Genomic DNA, 20,220 nt, shown 5'->3' with positions numbered 1-20,220 from the left:
GTCCTATTGATATCGGTAGTGCAGCGTCGTGCCGTCGTTGCGTTCAGGTGTCACCGGCACGCGCTTACTGCCGCCCTGCCCCTGCAACCAGCCCGAAAGAAGGCCGGCCATCACCGCCCCAAAGGCGGCCTGCCACTCCGCCGCTGAATGGAGGCTGTCGCCTGCCGGTAAAGCATGATACGCAATCTGCAGCGCCGTCTCTTCCGGCTGCAACTGCACAAAGCCCCAGTTAAACCGTGCCAGCTGCAGATTACACTCGCGCTCCAGATCCTGCACGGTGCGCGCCTGTGGCAAAGGATAGCGGGTCGCCAGCGATTCACCCATCTGATAAAGAAAGGCTTCCGCCTCCTGCTGACCGCCATTGGCCATCATCCCGTCGATCAGCACGCTGACCAGGTCAAACCAGCCCGGCTGATAAGGGTGCGATACCCCTGCATGTTCACTCATTACTTCTCTCCGAACAGATAGCGGACATAGAGCTGCGCACTGCTTTCGTTATAGTCACCAAAGGTGTCATAGCCCAGCTGGCCGCCAATCGTCACATCTTTGTTGAGTTTGTAGTCCGCCCCGGCGTGCAGATTGTAGCCGATCCCGTTTTTGCTGTTGCCGGAGTAGTAAGCCTCTTTCACGCTGCCGCGGGCGGCAAGGGATTCCAGTTCTGACTGCAGACGGCCATCGGCCGGGAAGTAAGCGCTCTTATCCTGACTGTAGGACTGATAACCAGCGGACCCGCCGATGTTCACTTTCAGATCGTCAAACTTGCGGGAGAACTCGATCGGGAACGAAACCGACGCGTAGTTCTGCGGACTGAAGTAGCCCCCCTGTCCGTAGCTGAAATAGCTGAGGTTTTTAGAGAAGTCCATCCACGACAGGCTCATGCCCACCTTCAGCTCGCGATCGTCGGTGTGGAACGGACGGACATAGGCCCCGGCCGTCGCCTGCAGGTTATTGTTGCTGGCGACATTCTCACCCAGGTAGCTGTAAGCGCCTGCACCGGCATAGAATCCGGCATCGCCATTGTCGTAGCTCAGCAGCGCATTGGCCCCGTTTTTAGTCACGCGGCCCCAGCGTTTACCGCTGGTTTTATCCTCTGCGCCGACGTAAGAGAGCAGGCTGTCGGTAATCGCGCGGCGCTCACCGGTCAGGATCAGCGTCAGGAAGTCAGTGAGTTTCGGTGACCACTGCACACCGCCCACCAGAGTGCTGAGATCCTGGCCCAGCGGCGTACTGCCGAGATCCACCTTGTAGCTGTCGCCCTTCAGCGCCAGATTCAGCTCGACGCCAGAGGCGGTCTGCGAATCGGTGGTGGCGTTCGGCAGGTCATTCACCGTCGCACCGCCTGCAGCCACCACGTTGCCCTGACTCAGGGCATTGGTGCCGAAACGACGCCAGGCATCTGCCGCGCCACTGCCAGCCGTCAGGGAGACCGGCGTGGCGGTAAAGTCCAGGCGGGCCTTTTCAAATGGCACGGTCGAGAAGGTCAGCGGCGCTTTGGCTTCCGTCAGCTTGCTCAGGCCCGACTCGCCATCGCGTCCGCGCACCTGCACCATGCCCTGACTCCAGGTGCCGGTTTTCTCCTGCAGAGAATCCATCATGGTGTCGACATCGTGCAGAGTCTGCGCGCGCTGGGCCACGATTTCGCTGCCTGCGGCCGGTTCGCCCTGGGGTGCCGCCTCCGCCGGTGCCGCCTGCCACGGCAGGACGGTGCCGTACGCCGAAGGTGAACGTCCCACCGGCGAGGTGTTGCGGTTGATAAACGGATTATCCGCCAGCGCCAGTCCGCCGACCGTCGGCACGCTGCCGGGCTGCGCACCCTGCAGGCCAATCAGCTGTCCGCGAGCCGAACGCAGATAGGCCATCGCCTGCGAATGTTCGCCGTTGGCTTCCGCCACCCGCGCCAGCAGCAGCAGACGATCCGGCGACCGGGTCGTACTGTTCAGGCCACGGGTCAGCTCATTGGCGCGTGGCACATTGTTCTGCGCCAGCGCGACGTTAATGGCGCCGACGCGCGCATCCTGGGTCGGCGTATCCTGCGTCATCAGGTAGTCATACACCACGCCCGCGTCGCGGTTCATTTTGCCGTCCTGATAGAGTCGCGCCATGGCGAACATCAGGTCGCGGTTCTGCGGATCCTGCTGCAGCGCACCAATCAGCTTATCGTAGGCTGCGGCGTACTGCCGCTGCTGCCGCAGGCGATCCACCTCATTGATCAGATAGCCGTTGCGGATACCCGCCAGCTGCGTCGGGGTGCTGCGGGCCTGCAGCTCCGGATTGCTGAGGAAACGCTGCGCCTCGCTGCCGAGCCCGGCCTGATTCAGCACCGCCATCTGCGCAGCATAGTCACCCGCATTGCCCTGCACGCCACGCTGCAGGTTGGTACGTACCACCGACACGGCGCTGGTGAGATCGCCCGCCTGTGCCAGTTTCTGCGCCAGATTACCGGCATCCACCGGGTTAGCCGGTGGGCTGGTCACCAGTGCTTTCAGGGTGTTGGCCGCCGCCGTCGTGGCGCCCTGCGCCAGATAGTGATCGGCGCTGCTCATCTGCAGATTGAAATTCACCCGCTGCGCCAGCTCACGCATCGCCGCCGTCTGCGACTGCGCAGGGATCCGCGCCAGCAGCACGCTGGCCTGCTGCCAGCCGCCGCTTTCACTGGCGTTAAGCGCGCCCGCGTAGCGTTCGCTGATGCTGGCTCCGTTGCGCATCACCGGCTGCATCACGTTGGCGGCCAGCAGCGTGTCGCCCTGCTGACGATAGAGCCGCGCCAGATCGAGCCGCAGCCAGCCATCGGTGGGATAGCGCTGCACGCCCTGCTGCAGCGTTGTGATGGCCGCCGCGCTGTTACCGGCCGCCAGCTGACGTTTCGCCTGCTGACGCAGAACATCGGCTTCGTTAGCACGCGGCGTGACGCTCTGCCGCACGCTCTCCGGCAGGGCGCCCAGCAGGCTATTGGCCTCTGCCGTGCGGTTCTGCTGACGCAGCACGTAGAACAGTCCCTCTTTTGCGCTGCGGTTATCCGCATCACTTTGCAGAATGGTGCGATAGAGCTGCTCCGCCTGCTCTGGCTGATTAGTGCGACGCAGCACGTCAGCGCGGAACAGCCTGGCGGCCAGCCCCTTTTCGCCTTCCGCCTGGATCAGCGGTTCGCTTAACGTCAGCGCCTGGGCGCTGTCACCGCTCTTCAGCGCCTGCTGGGCACTCGCCAGCCGCGCATAGAAGCGGGCATCGTCCGCCTGCTGCTGACGTGATGACCCCTGGTCGCCGCCGAGCTGAGCCGCACGCTGCAGATAGTCCGCCGCCTCCTGATAGCGTCCGGCGCGCTGAGCCACATAGCCCATGCCCGCTAGGGCATCCGCATCCTGAGGGTTGGCCCCCAGTACTTTTTCAAAACTGGCCTGCGCTCCACCGACATCACCGCTGTTCAGTGCGCTGAAGCCCGCGCCTTTCTCTGCGCCGCCAACGTTTTTACGGTAGTAGTCGATAACGGCGGAATCCTGCGGGTGACGCTGCTGCCAGGTCTGGTAGAGCGCCGCATCGGACGGCTGCGGGCCGAGCCACAGCAGCGCCTGCCGCAGCGAGCGATCGGCATCCTGATTGCCACTCGCCAGCGAACTCAGTACCTCAATGCCCTGGCGGCGGGTCGACTCCTGATAGGTCAACGCCTTACCCAGCGCCAGCTGCGCGCCGGTATCCTGCGGATGCTGGGCCGCGAACTGGCGCAGCGCCTCAACCGCCTGCGGCAGCAGCGTGCGATCGCCCGCCATGGTCAGATAATATTCCGCCGCGACGCTGGCGGGCGGCTCATTGCCGCTGAAGGTGTTGCGCCAGGTCTGCAACGCCGCCGGAATGTTGCCGCTGCGCGCCTGCTGACGCGCCAGCGAAAGCTGCGCCTGCGGAATGGTCTGCAGCTGACGCGCGTTATCCAGCTCGCTGAGATGCGGATCGTTGGGGGAAACCTGGCTCAGACGGGCGCGATACTGCGCCGCCGCCGCATTGTCGCCGCCCTGCTGTGAATAGAGCGCCAGCAGGTAGAGCGCCTGGGTGTTGCCTGGCTCCACCATCAGCACTTTCTGCAGCGAGGCTTTCGCCAGATCGTCGTGCGCTTTCTGATGCCAGTAGGAAGCCTGATCAAACAGCGCCTGCAACGCCGGGTTGGTGCTCTCCGCTGCCAGCAGCGGCTGCGACAGGGCCAGCGAGCTGCCGAGTAGCAGCGCATGGCGGATACCGGCACTTAACAGATTTTTTTTCATTGTTATTATCCTTACTTCCTGCCGGAATCACGGTTCTGACCGGGGTTCAGACGCCGCGACGCATGTCGCTTCAGCATCACCCAGGCACCACTGCCCACCAGAGCGGAAACCAGCAGCGCCGCCAGCGCCAGCAGCACCGAGTGCTGGTTGGCATACCACACCACCATCATGTACCAGGGCATCTCCCCGCTGGGGAACTGCGCGCCGACACGGAAACTGCGGATGCCGTTTTCATCGGTGATAATCGCCGTATCGCCCCGCACCGCGGCGTTGATCTGCGCGGAACTCAAATCGTTGTGCAGACGCAGCAGCTGTTCGTCGCTGGTCGCCACCGTCATCACCACCAGCCGATCGCGATTCCACGGCGAGCGATAGCTAAGGAAGCCGCGCCACGCCTCGTTGGAGGAGAAGTAACGATCGGCATCCAGTTGCTGACGACTCCAGTCGCCGGTCAGCCAGCCACGCACTTTTTCCAGCGCGTCCGGCTCTTTCACACCGAAGGTGTTGCCCGTGGCGTCGTAAGGTGAGGCCGCCAGCATCGCCTGATTAAAGGCGCTGTTGCCGGTGGTGCTGACCGCCAGCAGATCGCTCTGCGCCAGGCGCGCCAGATGGGTGCCGCCAGCGGGCAGACCGAACAGCACCTGATTCTGCGTCAGCGCAACGCCGGTGGCGTTACCCGCCCGCGCGGCCAGGTCCAGCAGGGTGGACAGCTCCGCATCGCTGGGCGTTTCCGGCAGCAGCAGCGTGGTCTGGCCAAAGTCAGCCAGCCGCGAGAACGGGAATGACGCCCCCACAAAGTAGGAGAGGTTTGGCAGCATGCTGAAGTGACGCGTATGGCTCAGATCGATCCACGAATCCTCTTCAATCCGGCTCTTGATATTGTTGTTCAGCAGCACGCCGCAGGGCGCATCCGCCCGCGGTTTAATATTGAAGTAGAGCGCCAGCTGGTTGTCGCCATAGATCAGATAGGGTTCGAGGTTAAGCTGATACTGCTCCTGACGCGCATCTCCGCCCAGGCGATGCCAGGCGCTCTCCAGCAGGCCGACCTTGTTCACCGTCAGGTTGCGCAGGAAGGTGCCATTCAGCATGACGTTCAGGAACGAATTGTCCTCGTCGATCCAGCTTTCGGAGGGGAAGCGATAGTGCAGATTAACCGGCACCGTGTTGCCATCCCACAGAAACAGATCCGGCGCGGCGCGGAAGTTCACGCGCAGCGCATCATGCCAGATGCCGCTGCTGGTCAGGTTCTGATCTTTGCGCAGCAGCTCGCTCAGGCGCACCGGGCGGTCGGTGTTGATCCAGCGCGGCGCATCGTACGGCTTGCGGTTTCCGAGGGTCTGCGGGGAAACCAGCAGATGGTTCTCATCGGTATTCAGCGACTGCGTCGTCAGCCGGTTGGCCGCCTGACGCAACTGATCGTCGTTATTGCCCACGACCAGCAGTAACTTGTAAACCGGATTGTTGGGGTTATCGACCAGCTGCAGCATCGGGCCGTTACTGGCCGGAAGCGTCAGAGTGCCGATGCGATCGCCGGGATGACCAAACAGGATGCCGTTATTTTCCGGCAGTTCGCCGCGCACCACTGGGAAACGGATGCCGCGATAGTCACTCTGAATGCCGAGCCAGGAGGCCACCAGCGCCGCTGCGCTGACGGCATCCGGCGAGACCTGACGGGCGAAGCCCATCGTCACTACGGAGGCCGTCATCCGCTGCGGATCCAGGAAGGGACGCGGGAAATTGCGCAGGCTGGTACCGATATTGAGCTGCTGTCCCTCAAGGTGCAGCGCGGTCTTCGGCAGAATCGTGACCTGATACTGCTGCGCGCTCTCTTTTTCGCACAGCAGTTTGTCCGCATCGTTGATCTTAAAACTGAGGTTATTGGACGACACCACCATCGCTGCCGGAATATCCAGCTCATAGTCACTGACGTCGCTGTCCGTGGCGCCCAGCGGCAGCGTCCCCAGCGGCTGACCATTCAGCATCAGCTGCAGTGACGTATTACGGGCGGCCAGCGCGGCGGACACGCGCAGCGTCAGATTCAGCCGCGCATTGGTGATCACCTCATCGCTGGGCAGAGTAAAGGTGATCCCCGACTGTAACTGCCCTCCGGTCAGCGTGATGCCGCGCGTCTGGCCCATCTGGGCCACCGAGAGGGTGCTGCTGATGGGCTGATTGATCGCCGCTGCGATCACCGGCTGCGGCACCGCTACCGGAGCGGTTGTCTGGCCAGGCGCATAGGGCACCGCGCTGGCGGCAGCCGCCAGCGCCGGATCGGCACCGCTCAGTCCCTGCGGCGGCGGTACGTCGGACAGCGCACTGCTATCCTGAGTGACGGATCCGCTGCTCTCCTCCGGCGCAGCGACAGACGCCGCCTCACCGCTGACCTGCGGCGTGGAGGTCGCCTCACCCGCCGGGGCATAAGCTGGATTTGCCGATGCCGGCGTGGTTTCCGCCGCGGCACGCTGTGGCGCTGAAGCTGGTGCAGATTCTGCAGCCTGCGCAGCCGGGGCTGCTGAAGAGAGTGACGGCGCGGCCGTCCCGCCACCGCTGACCGTCGGCGCGGCCTGCGCTGGATCTGCGGCCAATGTGGCCGCACTGTTAACCGGCGTCAACGCAGGCGTCGCACTGGCCGGTGCCTGATTTTCTGCGGGCGCACTGACGGCGGTATCGGCTGGCGGCGTGGTGGCCGCGGCCCCGGACGGCAGCGGTGCCGGGCTGTTGACCGGCTCGCGGGCGGCTGCACTGTCAGCGTGCGCTGTGGCGGTGCTATCCGGGGGCATCGGGGCCGGGCTGTTTACCGGTGCGGCGCTGCTGCTCTCACCGGCAACCGGCGTCTCCGCGACCGCAGGCGTCAGCCACAGCGCGGCGCTCAGCGAACTCGCCAGTAAAGTTTGCGTCAGGATCTTCATGCCGCGCCATCCTCTTTCGCCGCCGCGGCAACCGGGTCGACTTTTTTACGTTTATCGTGGCGGCCCTTCCAGGTCAGCCAGAACAGCTCAAATACGGTACGGATAATGGTGCCCAGCGAAATCAGCGGGTTATCCTGCTTATACTCCGGCTGGATCCAGGCATCGGCGCGCGCCAGCACCACCCGCACCAGCTCACGACGGCGCGCCAGCGGCATCGCCTCGAAGCGCAGGCGGATGCTCTCGCGATCGCCGGAGATCTTGCTGACCGGAATGGTGATCGCGCCAGATTTCAGCAGCAGATCAATCTCTTCAATCTCGTCCGACTCATGGCGGCTGTCCGGTGCATCGAGCTGCGCGCCCCCCATCGAAAGGTTGCTGGTCAGGGTGCGTGATGAGATGCCGCTGGCGTAATGGATAATCGCCGGGATCTGCACCTCTACGCGGATGGTTTTACGCACCTGCTTGGTTTCGCGGGCCACGGCAATGGCCGCCATCAGGATAATCAGGCTGAAGATCGCCCAGCCGACGTTGAGCGCAATAACATAAGGATCGACGCCAAAATAGTCATGCATCGTGGCACGGACGATGCCCGCCACGATCCCGATGCTCAGCAGCAGCGCCACAATGACGTGCGGACGCACGATGTGGAAATCGAAGAAGCCCTGGTCCAGCACGCCGCCTTTGTCCGTCACGTTGAACTTGCCATGTTTCGGCGACAGCAGGGTCAGCAGAGTCGGGATCACCAGATGGAAGCACATCACCGTCTCATAGATCTCCCCCCAGAAGGTGTAACGGAAACGGCCATTCATACGGGAGTTCACGTAGAGCGACATCACCAGGTGCGGCAGCACATAGGCAAAGATCAGCGACGCCGAGGAGTGAATAATATTCAGGTTAAACAGCAGGTAAGCCAGCGGCGCCGTCAGGAAGGCGACGCGCGGCAGGCCGAACTGGAAGTGCAGCATGGCGTTGAGATAGCAGAGACGCTGCTGCCACTTCAGACCCCGGCCAAACAGCGGGTTATCGACGCGGAAAATCTGCGTCATGCCGCGCGCCCAGCGGGTACGCTGGATGATATGCAGGCCGAGACGCTCGGTCGCCAGACCGGCCGCCAGTGGGATCGATAAAAAGGCGGAGCCCCAGCCCAGGCGCTGCATTTTCAGGGCGGTGTGCGCATCTTCGGTGACGGTTTCGACCGCAAAGCCGCCAATCTCCTCCAGTGCTGAACGGCGGATGACCGCACAGGAGCCGCAGAAGAAGGTGGCGTTCCAGTTATCATTGCCCTGCTGCACCGGACCATAGAACAGCGCGCCCTCATTCGGAATGCTGCGCGCCGCGCGCAGGTTGCGCTCAAAGGGATCGGGCGAATAGAAGTAGTGCGGCGTCTGCAGCAGCGCCAGCTTCGGATCTTTCAGGAACGGCCCGACCGTCGCCTGCAGGAAAGTACGGGTCGCGACGTGGTCGCAGTCAAAGATGCAGATCAGCTCACCTTTGGTGATCTTCATCGCATGGTTGAGGTTGCCGGCCTTGGCGTGTTTATTATCGTCGCGGGTGATGTAGCCGACCCCGACATCCGCCGCGAAGCGGGCAAATTCGCTGCGCTTGCCATCATCCAGCAGATAGACTTTCAGTTTGTCACGCGGATAATCAATACACTGCGCCGCCAGCACGGTGTCGCGTACCACATCCAGACTTTCGTTATAAGAGGGCACATAAATATCGACCGTCGGCCACAGCGTGATGTCATCGGGTAAGGGTTCGATGGTGCGTTTTAATGGCCAGGTGGTCTGCAGGAAGCCGAGAATTAAGATCAGCCAGACGTAAAGTTCCGCCAGATATAAGCCGATTCCCAGGAGTGCTTCGACCTCGGAATTAAAATGCAGCGTCTCCGTTGTCCGCCACCAGATATAGCGGCTGGACATTAAGGCGGAGAGAATAACCATCACCACCGTTATTTTTCGGCTCTTGCTGAAGCCCAATAAAAACATCATGCCAATACTGATCAGGCCAAAAATATACTGTTTCTGGCTATCCATTGGCGTAATGATGATCACCGCAGCGACAGGTGCAAGCACCAGCAGCAGCAGGTAAAACCCGATTTTACTCATGAGTCACCCTGAGAAGAGCTGTGTAAGTCAGCCACCTGGCCGAAGCCGGTTAATAGTGGCTGGTGCGGATAGAGGCCTGCACTTCACCATTACCGACGGTGATATTCAGAATGCTGCTGACGCGTCTGGCGATCAGTTCAATATCAAATGCGGCCGCCGACGCGGGGCTGAAATCATAAACCGACTGCTGAGAGGCATTGGCTTCACCCACACTTTCATCACGGTGAACCACGCCCAGTAAATTATCGCCCAGCCGCTGCTGCATAAATGCGGTGACATCGCGGTTAATATTCCGCCGGTTATCGCACTGATTCAGAATAAAGTGGTGCCCCTGCTTATTATTAAGCGGTTTACCAATCATCCGGTTCTCTTCAATCTGCGGTAATAACGACACAGAGGCGGTATCCGCTAACATCACCACTAAATGCATATCGGCAAGCGCCGTCATCGCTTTAAGGGCGGGACCCGGGCCAGGCGGAAAATCGGCCACAATCACCAGACCCGGATAGTTCAGCACCGTGTCCAGGCCGCGCTTAATGAAGTGGGGATCTTTCATCAGGTTCTCTTCAAACCGTTCGCGCTGCGGCTCCGTGACGTCGCCATAAGGCAGAACAAAGATATTGCCGCCGGTGGTGAGAATCGACTGACTCCAGTCCGCCTGCTCTTCTGAACGCGCCACAAAGCCGCGGCCATCATTAAGCGGCACACCAAAGTGAAGACGCAGTGCATTCTGCACATCAAAATCGATGGCCAGCACTTTGCTACCGGATCGCGCCAGGCTCCAGGCCAGATTCGCCGCCAGCGTCGTTTTTCCCACGCCTCCCTTCGGCGAGCACACACAAACTAACGGCATAGCGCAATCTTCTCCAGTAGCGGTTTGAGTAAGGTTTCTTTTGGCAACTGAGTCTCACGCGGGCGGAACAGCGCACCAAAGCGCCCCGGTTCAGAAGCGGATGCGGCCGGTGGCAGTGCGGGCTGCGCTGCAGCGACCGTCGCGGGCTGAGGCGCGATGAGCGTGGCGGCACGGACCGGCGCAACGCGCGCTGCCTCCTGCGGCGGAGCCACAGGGTGTGACGGCGGCGGCGGCGGAAAGAGCGACGCCGCGTGATTTTCCGCTCTGGCGGGCGCGGGCATCGCGCTGCCTGAAAGGCTCTCAAGGATCGACGTGCCAGCCGCCAGGGCCGGTTGCGCGCTGAGCGAGGCGTGGCGAGGCGGCGCCTCCGGTGGCGGTGCCGTAAACTCATCACCGCGCAGCGGTTGAGGTTGCGGCAGGTCAATACGCTGGCCGCCGCTAAAAGGGGTCTGATTTTCCTCTTTCGCCAGCTGACGAATCAGCGCCCACTTGCTGTGTTCTGCCGCTTCCTGCGCCTGGCCAGACATATCTTTAAAATCGATGTCGAGCGTCTGCGTTTTCTCTTTAAAACGCTGCAAATCATCGTAATTATTCTTCATGAGTCATGGCCTGCCACAAAGGGGAAATTTTCCCGGAATATAGCATATCCGTTTAATAATGGTCAGAAAAATCTGATTACAAAAAAAGCAAATTCAATAAAATTGTTTAATCATAAAGATTCTTATTCAACCAGACATAGCCATTATCGGCATATTAATCCTGACAATTAATAATTATTTCTTAAGTTAAATCTGTCAGTACTATTTTAATAATTTTTAAGAATTGTCTGTTCTGTTAACGGCTGGCACAGCCAGACAGACCGACAGAAATCTCTTCAGAAAAAGAAATAAGCCTGCGGCAGGCCGCAATTAAAGCGAAGCATGTTGCTGAGGGATTGAAAGTATTTATCTTTTTTCTGGTTAAGCCTCAGCCGAAAAAAAATCAGGTGAGCCGTGTTAAAGAAAAGAGTGAGCGGCATCGTTACAGCGCCACCGCCGATCCGCCTGTGATGCGGCCTGCCGCTGAGTTGAGATAAAAAAAGGCTCCAGAATGGAGCCTCAGGCCGGGGGAACCGCGTCAGTATCGCCGCTGGCCTGTGCGCTAAAAGCGTTCTGCGCACAGGCCGCACACCTTTAGCTGACCTTCTCTGCCACACCCACTGGCTGATTCTCATCCTGATCCACAGCAAAGCAGGCAATCTCCTGTCCGCCATAGTTTTTCAGCTTCGGCTGCAGCTGGACGCAGGTGCCAAAACGACGATGACAGCGCGCATTGAAGGCGCAGCCCGGCGGCGGATTGAGCGGGCTGGGCAGTTCGCCGGTCAGCTTGATACGCTCACGGCGGTCGTCCGGGTTCAGGCGCGGTGTCGCGGAGAGCAGGGCCTGGGTGTAAGGATGGCGGGGATTAGAGAAGATCGCCTCTTTACTCCCCTTCTCGACGCAGCGGCCGAGATACATCACCATCACCTCATCGGCAATGTGCTCCACCACCGACAGATCGTGCGAAATGAAGACGTAAGAGAGCCCCATATCCTGTTGCAGATCCATCATCAGGTTAAGCACCTGAGCACGTACCGAGACATCAAGCGCGGAAACCGGCTCATCGGCGATCAGGACATCCGGGTCAAGCATCAGCCCGCGCGCGATAGCAATACGCTGACGCTGACCGCCGGAGAACATGTGCGGATAGCGATCGTAATGCTCGGTCTTCAGGCCCACTTTCGCCATCATCTCCAGCGTCTTCTCGCGGCGTTCCGCTTTGGTCAGCTGCGTGTTGATCACCAGCGGCTCTTCCAGAATCTGGCTTACTTTCTTACGCGGATTGAGCGAGCCGTACGGGTTCTGGAACACGATCTGGATTTTCTGTCGACGCAGCTTCTGCGCCTGCGGATCGTGCTTCAGCAGATCCTGACCGTGCCAGTAGAGCTGCCCTTCGGTTGGCGTTTCGATCATGGTCAGCAGGCGGCCCAGGGTTGATTTGCCACAGCCGGACTCCCCTACCACCGCCAGGGTTTTGCCCCGCTCCAGATTAAATGAGACGCCATCCAGTGCTTTAACCAGGCGCTCCTGACCAAACAGCCCCTTCTTCACCGGGTAGTGTTTCTTCAGATCGATGGCCTGCAGCAGGAACTGATCTTTATTGGTTTCATGACTCATAGGTTGGTCTCCCGGCATCGTCCAGCGGATAGTGACACTTGGACTGGCGTCCTGGAATGGTGCGCAGTTCGGGTTCTTCCTGACGACAGCGGTCAGTCGCATAGGGGCAGCGTGGATTCAGCAGACAGCCAATCGGGCGATCATACTTGCCCGGCACCACGCCCGGCAGTGAGGCCAGACGCGCTTTGTCTGCCGCAAACTCCGGCAGCGCACGCAGCAGCGCCTGCGTATAGGGATGGCGCGGTGCTTTAAAGATATCGCCGGCTTTGCCGCTCTCCACCACCTGACCGGCATACATCACGATAATGTGGTGCGCCGCTTCGGCCACCAGCGCCAGATCGTGCGTAATCAGGATCAGCGCCATGTTCTCCTGACGCTGTAACTCCAGCAGCAGCTCAATGATCTGCGCCTGAATAGTCACGTCGAGCGCCGTGGTCGGCTCATCGGCGATTAACAGCTTAGGCCGACAGGCGATTGCCATGGCGATCATCACACGCTGACTCATCCCGCCCGACAGCTGATGCGGGTAGACATCAAGCCGCGACGCCGGATCGGGAATACCGACCTGATTGAGCAGGTCGATCGCCCGCTGACGGCGGGTGCGTTTGTTGCCGCCCTGATGCACCTTGATCGCTTCCATAATCTGGTAGCCCACGGTGTAGCAGGGGTTGAGGCTGGTCATCGGGTCCTGGAAAATCATCGCCACTTCTGCGCCCACTAACTGGCGGCGCTCTTTTTCGGAGATGCGTTTCAGGTCGCGCTGGTTGAACTCCAGCTTCTCCGCCATCACCTTGCCAGGGAAATCGATCAGCCCCATGATCGCCAGTGAGCTGACCGATTTGCCGGAGCCGGACTCGCCCACAATGCCCACGACCTGGCCCTGCTCAACCTGATAACTGATGCGGTCAACCGCGCGGAAAGGTGCTTTTTCGTCACCGAAATGCACCGACAGTTTGTCTACATTTAATAACGCCATCTCGGTGCCTCTTTACTGCTTGAGTTTCGGGTCGAGTGCATCACGCAAACCATCGCCCATCAGGTTAAATGCCAGCACGGTCAGCAGAATGACCAGTCCGGGGAAGGTCACCACCCACCAGGCACTTTGCGCATACTGCAGAACGTCGGAGAGCATGGTGCCCCACTCCGGCGTTGGCGGTTGCGCACCCATACCGAGAAAGCCCAACGCCGCCATGTCGAGAATGGCGTTGGAGAAGCCTAATGAAGCCTGCACGATCAGCGGTGCCAGGCAGTTAGGCAGAATATTCACGAACATCTGGCGCAGCATACCGGCGCCCGCGACGCCGGAGGCGGTCACGTAGTCGCGGTTGACTTCCACCAGCACCGCCGCGCGCGTCAGACGGATATAGTGCGGCAGCGCCACAAAGGTCAGTGCAATCGAAGCGTTAACGATGGACGGGCCGAAAATAGCGACCAGCACCAGGGCCAGCAGCAGGCTGGGCAGCGCCAGCATGATATCGACCAGACGCATGATGGTGGCATCGACCACGCCGCCGAGATAGCCCGCCAGCAGGCCGAATATCACGCCGAAAATCAGCGACAGCACCACCACCAGACAGCCCACCAGCAGCGACAGGCGCGCACCAAACATCAGGCGCGACAGCACGTCACGGCCCACATCGTCGGTGCCCAGAATGTAGCTCCAGCTTCCACCCTCCTGCCAGACCGGCGGATGCAGCAGCGCATCGCGGAACTGCTCCGCAGGAGAGTGCGGGGCCAGCACATCGGCAAAGATGGCGCACAGCAGCACAATGATGATGTACACCAGGCCGATGACCGCGCCTTTGTTACGTTTAAAGTAGTGCCAGAATTCCTGAAATGGGGTCATCGGCTTGGGTGCAACGTTAACGCTGCCGGGTTCAACAACAGACATGATGCCCCCTTATTTCTTGTGACGTATGCGCGGGTTCACCACGCCATACAGCAGATCAACCAGCAGGTTGACCAGAATAATCAGAACGGCGGTCAGCAGCACCCCGCCCTGCACCACCGGGTAGTCGCGGCGCTGCAACGCTTCAATCAGCCAGCGGCCCAGACCCGGCCAGGAGAAGATGGTTTCGGTCAGAATCGCCCCGGCCAGCAGCGTGCCGACCTGCAGACCAATCACCGTCACCACCGGCAGCATGGCGTTGCGCAGCGCATGCACCACGATAACGCGCATCCGCGTCAGGCCCTTGGCGCGCGCCGTACGGATGTAATCTTCACCCAGGACTTCGAGCATGGCCGAGCGCGTCATACGCACAATCACTGCCAGCGGGATGGTGCCAAGGACGATGGCGGGCAGAATCATGTGCATGACCGCATCGTGGAAATCACCCGGCTCGCCCCAGAAGAAGGTATCGATCAGCATGAAGCCGGTCAGCGGCAGGGTGTCGTCCAGGAAGACGCTGTCGCCCACCCGCCCGGACACCGGCGTCAGGTTGAACTGCACCGAGACCAGCATGATCAGCATGATGCCCCACCAGAAAATCGGCATGGAGTAGCCGGTCAGTGAGATGCCTACCGCCGTATGGTCGAAAATCGAGCCACGTTTCACGGCCGCCAGAACCCCCACTGGGATGCCGATAGCGACGGCGAAGATCATGGCGCAGATGCCGAGTTCCAGCGTCGCTTTGAAGCGCGGCACGAACTCATCCCAGACCGGGATACGGCTCTTGAGTGAAATGCCGAGGTCGCCATGTAACACGCCGTTGATGTAGTTCAGATACTGTTTCCACAGTGGCTGATCCAGACCCAGCAGCGCCATTAACTGTGCATGACGTTCAGGTGAAATACCGCGTTCACCCGCCATGATCAGCACCGGATCGCCGGGGATCATATGAACAAACGCGAAAGTAAGTAGTGTAATGCCAATAAACGTTGGGATGACAAGGCCCAGACGTCGGAGTATGAACTGCAGCATAATCCGGTTTCTCTCTTGTCCGCGCGACCGTCGCCGCGAGGGGGGTTATTGCTTACATCTGACGATCGGGTAGGCCCGACCGCGACGCAGACAGGCTGCGCCTCTACCGTTTCCAGTAAAACAGGGAGATAGAGCCGGGGCGACGCGCAGCCGCCCCGGAAATGCGACAATTATTCTTTAATGTCTACCTGAGCAAAGTAGTGTCCGCCCAGCGGATCGACTTTGTAGCCGGAGACTTTCTTGCTGACCGGTTCATAGACCGTTGAGTGCGCGATCATCAGCGCCGGTGCCTGGTCATGCATTACAACCTGAGCCTGCTTGTAGTACTCGATGCGCTTCGCCTGATCGGCGGTGGCGCGGGCTGGCTGGATCTGATCCTCGAAGGATTTATCACACCAGCGCGAGTAGTTAGAGCCATCTTTGGCCGCTGAACAGCTGAACAGCGTTGCCAGGAAGTTATCCGGGTCACCGTTGTCGCCGGTCCAGCCCATCATGACGGTCTGGTGCTCGCCCGCTTTAGCACGCTTCAGATATTCGCCCCACTCGTAGGTGACGATTTTGGCTTTCACGCCAATCTTCGCCCAGTCGCTCTGGATCATCTCCGCCATGCGGCGTGCGTTCGGGTTGTAAGGACGCTGAACCGGCATCGCCCACAGGTCGATGGAGAAACCGTCCGCCATGCCCGCTTCTTTCAGCAGCGCTTTGGCTTTCTCAGGATCGTACGCGTAATCTTTCACCGCATCGTTGTAGCCCCACATTGTTGGTGGGATCAGGTTTTTAGCCGGCTGGCCTGCACCCTGATAAACGGCGTCGATGATTGCCTTTTTGTTGACCGCCATGGTCAGTGCCTGGCGCACTTTCAGGTTATCCAGCGGTTTTTTCTCAACGTTGTACGACAGATAACCGACGTTCAGGCCAGCCTGCTCATACAGATTGATGTTTTTGTCCTGCTTCATACGGGCGATGTCAGCCGGGTTCGGGTACGGCATCACCTGGCATTCGCCTTTCTGCAGCTTGGCGTAACGCACGGACGCGTCTGGCGTGATTGAGAAGACCAGGCGATCGATTTTAGGCTTGGTGCCCCAGTAATCCGGGTTCGCTTTATACAGGATGCGGGAATCTTTCTGGTACTGCAGCAGCTGGAACGGCCCTGTACCCACCGGATTCAGGTCGACGTTCTGCGGAGTGCCCGCTTTCAGCATGTTGTCGGCGTACTCTTTCGACAGAATTGAGGCGAAGTCCATACCGAGATCGGCCAGGAACGGCGCTTCAGGACGCGTCAGCACGAAGCGTACGGTGTGGTCGTCCACTTTTTCGACTTTGCTGATCAGCTTCGGCATATCCATGCCTTCGAAATATTCGTAGCTGCCGCCGGAAACGCCGTGGTAGGCGTTATTTTTGTCCAGCTGGCGCTCGAAGGTGAACACCACATCATCCGCGTTAAATTCGCGCGTCGGTTTAAAATCTTTGGTGGTCTGCCACTTCACGCCTTTACGCAGGTGGAAGGTGTAGGTTTTACCGTCTTCGCTGACATCCCATTTCTCTGCCAGCGCCGCGTGCAGTTCGGTGGTGCCGATAGTGAACTCAACCAGTCGGTTGTAGATCTGACGTGAGCTGGCATCGTAGGTGGTGCCCGAGGTGAACAACTGCGGGTTAAAGCCTTCCGGCGAACCTTCAGAACAGTAAACCAGGGTTTTTGCCTGAACACCGGCGGCGACAGTCATAGCAATCAGGCTCAGACCGACCTTCAGCATCCCGGATTTAGCCAGGGAGTTGATCATGCTTTTGCTCCATTGTGATGTGATGTTGTGTGTATTGCCCGACCTCTGATTTTTTTATGCGGTTCAGGCGGACCACCGAACGGGTGGCGTAAACGCACGATACTGTTTGTTTTTCTTATGCCGACCGGGCATTCAGAAAATTCCGTAACTGCACGTTTATTGACGCATCAATTTGTCAACAGTTGCAAAGAACGTCAATACAACGGTTACTTATTTACACAGAGTGTGAGGAATAGCATGCAACGGTAATAAAAACCGTTTTGCCTTGAAAGCCATACAATGCACAGCGCAGAAGGCCTGGTTTCCGTGCATTGTGCTGGACGGCGACTCTGTCGCTAGTGATTCTCACCGCTAAAAAACTTAAAAATTTCACCGATAAATGCTGAATAACTGAACGATTCACCGTGCGTTATGACGTTCATCCAGCGGAATATGCTGGTAAGTAAGTATAAGAAATCAGCATGTTGACGCTTTCGGTCATAAGAAGAACGTGTCGCGAATTATGCTGGCATCTCTGATGTGGCAAGGGCTGTCAGCGCGAAAACGGCCATAACAGCGGTCAATCAGCGAAACGGGTGACGAACGGGTTTTACTGGAACTTTCAGGAAAAGGCAGAGGCGTTGTGGGGTTGACATCCGCCGCCTGATAACGCAGGAAAATCCGGGACCCTTTGTCCGACGACACCTGTGAGCTGCGGGATGATAAAAGATTGATTATGTTATCTTTTTTTCATTGCCTGCCACCTCTGTCAACTATAACACCAGGGGATCCTGCCTAGCTGCCAGATCGGGAATGCACTGCGGTAAGCGGCTCACGGATTTAGTCTGAAGTGTCCGTATTGGCACCTGAAACCTCTGCCGGATGTAAAGCGAAGGGAGCCTGCATGGCTGTCGGATCGGGAATGCGCCGGAAACACGGTCAGATCGGAAAGGCGCTTAAACCTTCCCTGGACGCTTTTCTCTTCTGCCCCTGTTCCCTGCGCCTTAGATTATGCGCTGCGGTAAGAGGCTCACGGATTTAGTCTGAAGTGTCTGTATTGGCACCTGATGCCTCTGCCGGACGTAAAGCGAAGGGAGCCCGCGCCTGTAGCAAAGCATAGCGGGCCAGGGATGGCCCGCGCTGAGCCCGCCAGGGATGGCGGTTTTGCGTCTTTGCGGAAGGCGCAGGCTTCCTGAAGCCCGCTCAGTACCAGGCGCCTGCCCGTAATCCTCTTTTCTGCAGACGAAAAAAAACCTGTCTTTTCAGACAGGTTTCTTAAATATGGTCGGCGAGAGAGGATTCGAACCTCCGACCCACTGGTCCCAAACCAGTTGCGCTACCAAGCTGCGCTACTCGCCGATGGGGGCGCATGTTACTGCTACCCCCGAACAGCGTCAACCGCTTTTTGAGCTTTTGCCGCCGATCGCCTGGAAAGCACACGGTTAACGGGCTTCAGCCGCCTGCCGCTGCCTTTTCATCCTCTGCTACAGCGACTTAGCCTGACTCTTATCCGGTGCCTGGCACCAGTTATTGGCCGGATTAATGCCTCCATCTGGCGAGGTATACCCCAGACAACCCAGAATGGTATCGAACAGCTCAACATGCCGATGAGTACGCCCTACACGCTGCTGCGCCTGCAGACGCTCAAAGTTGCTGCGGTTCTGGCTGTCTTCCAGGTATTTATCAGACGCCCAGACCATCATGGGCACCCGGAACTGCTCAGGGGGGGCCATCTCACGCGGCGTGCCATGCAGATGCATATTCTCGCTGATCGACTCACCGTGATCGGCTGCATAGAAGACGATCGCCTTCTTGTCGCGCAGCTGGTCCAGCACGCTGTCCAGCATGCTATCGACATAGAGCACCGAGTTATCATAAGCATTAATCAACTGCGCTTTACTACAGGTCTCATCCACGCCCATGCACTCCGGCTGATATTTCGCGAAGCTGCGCGGATAACGCTGTGAATAGAGATAGTGCGACCCTTTGGTGTGCAGCACCACCAGATGCTTGCCTTTCGGGAAACGATCCAGTGACGCTTTCATCTCCGGCACCAGCAGCATGTCATCGACCGCTTTACCCTGATTGCGCTTCTCTGAACCAATCTGCTCGCGGAAAGCAAAGTTATTGGCATTTACGTTATCGTAGAACCAGACCTCGCTCTGCATCGCAAACAGTTCCGAGGTAAAGCCCAGCTCTTTCATCACCGCAAACACGTTCTGCTCTTTCAGCGTACGCCCCGGATTATCCATGGTGCCGCCCTCGCGCACGAACATGCAGCGCAGCGACAGTTTGGTCGCGGTATCACAGGACTCACCCCGGAAGGCCACCAGGTTCTTCTCTTTGGACAGCTTCGGCGTGGTATCACGCTCATAGCCCAGCATCCCCATGTGATCCCAGCGCGTGGTCTCGCCAATCACAAACACCACATAGGTATCGTCCAGCCCGGCAGGCGCAACATAGGTAAACTTCTTCGCCGGATCAAGCAGCTCCTCGTTTTTCAGAGACTCATCCACGCGGGTCCACGCAAACAGTCCGACCGCCGCCAGCCAGTTAGACGGCAGATAGGAGTGCGCTACCACCCCGCCGTAGCTCGGCAGATCGATATTGGTGATCTCTTCGTTGTGCTTCTGCAGCTTGTCGAAAAAGCGGATGGGCAGCCAGACCAGCGCGACACAGAGCAGCATAACCAGGGTCGGTTTCAGGCGCTGCCCCGGCGTCCGCAACTGCTCATTCAGCGTCATGCTCAGCCGGTTGCGCCAGATCATCAGCAGCGGCAACGCGCTGACCAGCACCATCCACAGGATGAAATGATAACCCACGACCTCTTTAGAGAGATCGGTGTCGGTCGTCATCACTGACGCCACAATACCGTAACCAATCACAACGTTAAAAAACGCCATGTAATAGGCCGCGGCGACAGAAATCAGCACGATCAGCGTGGCCAGCACGCGATAAAACCACTTTCCTCCCAGCGACAGCAGGCGCATCAGGAAGAACGTCAGCAGCACAATGGCGACCACCTCGGTGACGGCAGTCAGCCAGTTCGTTATCGTAGAATGCCTGAGAAAACCATCAAAACGGCGATAGAAAATCGGTAAATTCAGTAAGATACCGAGATAGAGCGCCAGCAAGAGCGATAACTTTTGCTGAGACAGGGTTTTAATATAATTCATGAAAAAAGGTGTTTCTCCGGAGTGAAGCGCTTGACCAAATCTTGTTATG

Annotated in this window: 12 protein-coding genes and 1 tRNA gene; all 13 read right to left on the bottom strand. The window is 59.0% G+C overall.

The genetic code is table 11. The annotated features are described in order from the left end of the window. Positions 1–3: 3 nt before the first annotated feature. The gene (gene bcsD / locus AB1748_RS02510; RefSeq protein WP_111139433.1) at positions 4–447 is read right to left on the bottom strand and encodes a cellulose biosynthesis protein BcsD; all 444 of its coding nucleotides are present in this window, start codon (positions 445–447) and stop codon (positions 4–6) included. Beyond that, on the bottom strand, positions 447–4,250 hold the full coding sequence (locus AB1748_RS02505) for a cellulose synthase subunit BcsC-related outer membrane protein (RefSeq protein ID WP_367395966.1): 3,804 nt from the start codon (positions 4,248–4,250) through the stop codon (positions 447–449). The genes bcsD and AB1748_RS02505 overlap by 1 nt, the downstream gene beginning before the upstream one ends. An 11-nt stretch (positions 4,251–4,261) precedes the next feature. Beyond that, the gene (bcsB, locus tag AB1748_RS02500) at positions 4,262–7,159 is read right to left on the bottom strand and encodes a cellulose biosynthesis cyclic di-GMP-binding regulatory protein BcsB (protein ID WP_367395965.1); all 2,898 of its coding nucleotides are present in this window, start codon (positions 7,157–7,159) and stop codon (positions 4,262–4,264) included. Then, on the bottom strand, positions 7,156–9,267 hold the full coding sequence (gene bcsA, locus AB1748_RS02495) for a UDP-forming cellulose synthase catalytic subunit (protein WP_111142066.1): 2,112 nt from the start codon (positions 9,265–9,267) through the stop codon (positions 7,156–7,158). Before bcsA ends, bcsB begins: the two co-directional genes overlap by 4 nt. A gap of 49 nt (positions 9,268–9,316) precedes the next feature. Then, complete coding sequence (gene bcsQ, locus AB1748_RS02490) at positions 9,317–10,120, bottom strand: cellulose biosynthesis protein BcsQ (RefSeq protein ID WP_111142067.1); 804 nt, start codon at positions 10,118–10,120, stop codon at positions 9,317–9,319. Further along, the gene (gene bcsO, locus AB1748_RS02485; protein WP_111142068.1) at positions 10,111–10,719 is read right to left on the bottom strand and encodes a cellulose biosynthesis protein BcsO; all 609 of its coding nucleotides are present in this window, start codon (positions 10,717–10,719) and stop codon (positions 10,111–10,113) included. The genes bcsQ and bcsO overlap by 10 nt, the downstream gene beginning before the upstream one ends. Before the next feature lie 573 nt (positions 10,720–11,292). Continuing rightward, a complete protein-coding gene (gene dppF, locus AB1748_RS02480; protein ID WP_111142069.1) occupies positions 11,293–12,315 on the bottom strand; it encodes a dipeptide ABC transporter ATP-binding subunit DppF in 1,023 nt (340 codons plus the stop codon). Beyond that, on the bottom strand, positions 12,305–13,291 hold the full coding sequence (gene dppD / locus AB1748_RS02475) for a dipeptide ABC transporter ATP-binding protein (protein WP_111142070.1): 987 nt from the start codon (positions 13,289–13,291) through the stop codon (positions 12,305–12,307). Before dppD ends, dppF begins: the two co-directional genes overlap by 11 nt. A gap of 12 nt (positions 13,292–13,303) precedes the next feature. Beyond that, positions 13,304–14,206 (bottom strand): dipeptide ABC transporter permease DppC, encoded by a 903-nt coding sequence (gene dppC / locus AB1748_RS02470; protein ID WP_293770676.1) that lies wholly within the window; start codon positions 14,204–14,206, stop codon positions 13,304–13,306. A gap of 9 nt (positions 14,207–14,215) precedes the next feature. Then, complete coding sequence (gene dppB / locus AB1748_RS02465) at positions 14,216–15,235, bottom strand: dipeptide ABC transporter permease DppB (RefSeq protein ID WP_111141300.1); 1,020 nt, start codon at positions 15,233–15,235, stop codon at positions 14,216–14,218. 170 nt (positions 15,236–15,405) lie between these two features. Next, on the bottom strand, positions 15,406–17,016 hold the full coding sequence (gene dppA, locus AB1748_RS02460; RefSeq protein WP_111141301.1) for a dipeptide ABC transporter periplasmic-binding protein DppA: 1,611 nt from the start codon (positions 17,014–17,016) through the stop codon (positions 15,406–15,408). A gap of 1,261 nt (positions 17,017–18,277) precedes the next feature. Next, positions 18,278–18,354 (bottom strand) — tRNA-Pro (locus tag AB1748_RS02455). 125 nt (positions 18,355–18,479) lie between these two features. Next, positions 18,480–20,171: a kdo(2)-lipid A phosphoethanolamine 7''-transferase gene (gene eptB / locus AB1748_RS02450; RefSeq protein ID WP_111141302.1), complete on the bottom strand. Its 1,692-nt coding sequence runs from the start codon at positions 20,169–20,171 to the stop codon at positions 18,480–18,482. Between the last annotated feature and the right edge of the window lie 49 nt (positions 20,172–20,220).

This window comes from Pantoea sp. Ep11b (genome assembly GCF_040783975.1).
In the GTDB taxonomy this organism is placed as follows: Bacteria; Pseudomonadota; Gammaproteobacteria; order Enterobacterales; family Enterobacteriaceae; genus Pantoea.
The sequence above is the reverse complement of the archived record's forward strand: the minus strand, read 5'-3'. Positions and strand labels throughout refer to the sequence as shown.

Excerpts from the sequence above, each read along its gene's own strand:
- bcsD (WP_111139433.1), bottom strand. The coding sequence starts at position 447 with ATGAGTGAACATGCAGGGGTATCGCACCCTTATCAGCCGGGCTGGTTT.
- AB1748_RS02505 (WP_367395966.1), bottom strand. The coding sequence starts at position 4,250 with ATGAAAAAAAATCTGTTAAGTGCCGGTATCCGCCATGCGCTGCTACTC.
- bcsB (WP_367395965.1), bottom strand. The coding sequence starts at position 7,159 with ATGAAGATCCTGACGCAAACTTTACTGGCGAGTTCGCTGAGCGCCGCG.
- bcsA (WP_111142066.1), bottom strand. The coding sequence starts at position 9,267 with ATGAGTAAAATCGGGTTTTACCTGCTGCTGCTGGTGCTTGCACCTGTC.
- bcsQ (WP_111142067.1), bottom strand. The coding sequence starts at position 10,120 with ATGCCGTTAGTTTGTGTGTGCTCGCCGAAGGGAGGCGTGGGAAAAACG.
- bcsO (WP_111142068.1), bottom strand. The coding sequence starts at position 10,719 with ATGAAGAATAATTACGATGATTTGCAGCGTTTTAAAGAGAAAACGCAG.
- dppF (WP_111142069.1), bottom strand. The coding sequence starts at position 12,315 with ATGAGTCATGAAACCAATAAAGATCAGTTCCTGCTGCAGGCCATCGAT.
- dppD (WP_111142070.1), bottom strand. The coding sequence starts at position 13,291 with ATGGCGTTATTAAATGTAGACAAACTGTCGGTGCATTTCGGTGACGAA.
- dppC (WP_293770676.1), bottom strand. The coding sequence starts at position 14,206 with ATGTCTGTTGTTGAACCCGGCAGCGTTAACGTTGCACCCAAGCCGATG.
- dppB (WP_111141300.1), bottom strand. The coding sequence starts at position 15,235 with ATGCTGCAGTTCATACTCCGACGTCTGGGCCTTGTCATCCCAACGTTT.
- dppA (WP_111141301.1), bottom strand. The coding sequence starts at position 17,016 with ATGATCAACTCCCTGGCTAAATCCGGGATGCTGAAGGTCGGTCTGAGC.
- eptB (WP_111141302.1), bottom strand. The coding sequence starts at position 20,171 with ATGAATTATATTAAAACCCTGTCTCAGCAAAAGTTATCGCTCTTGCTG.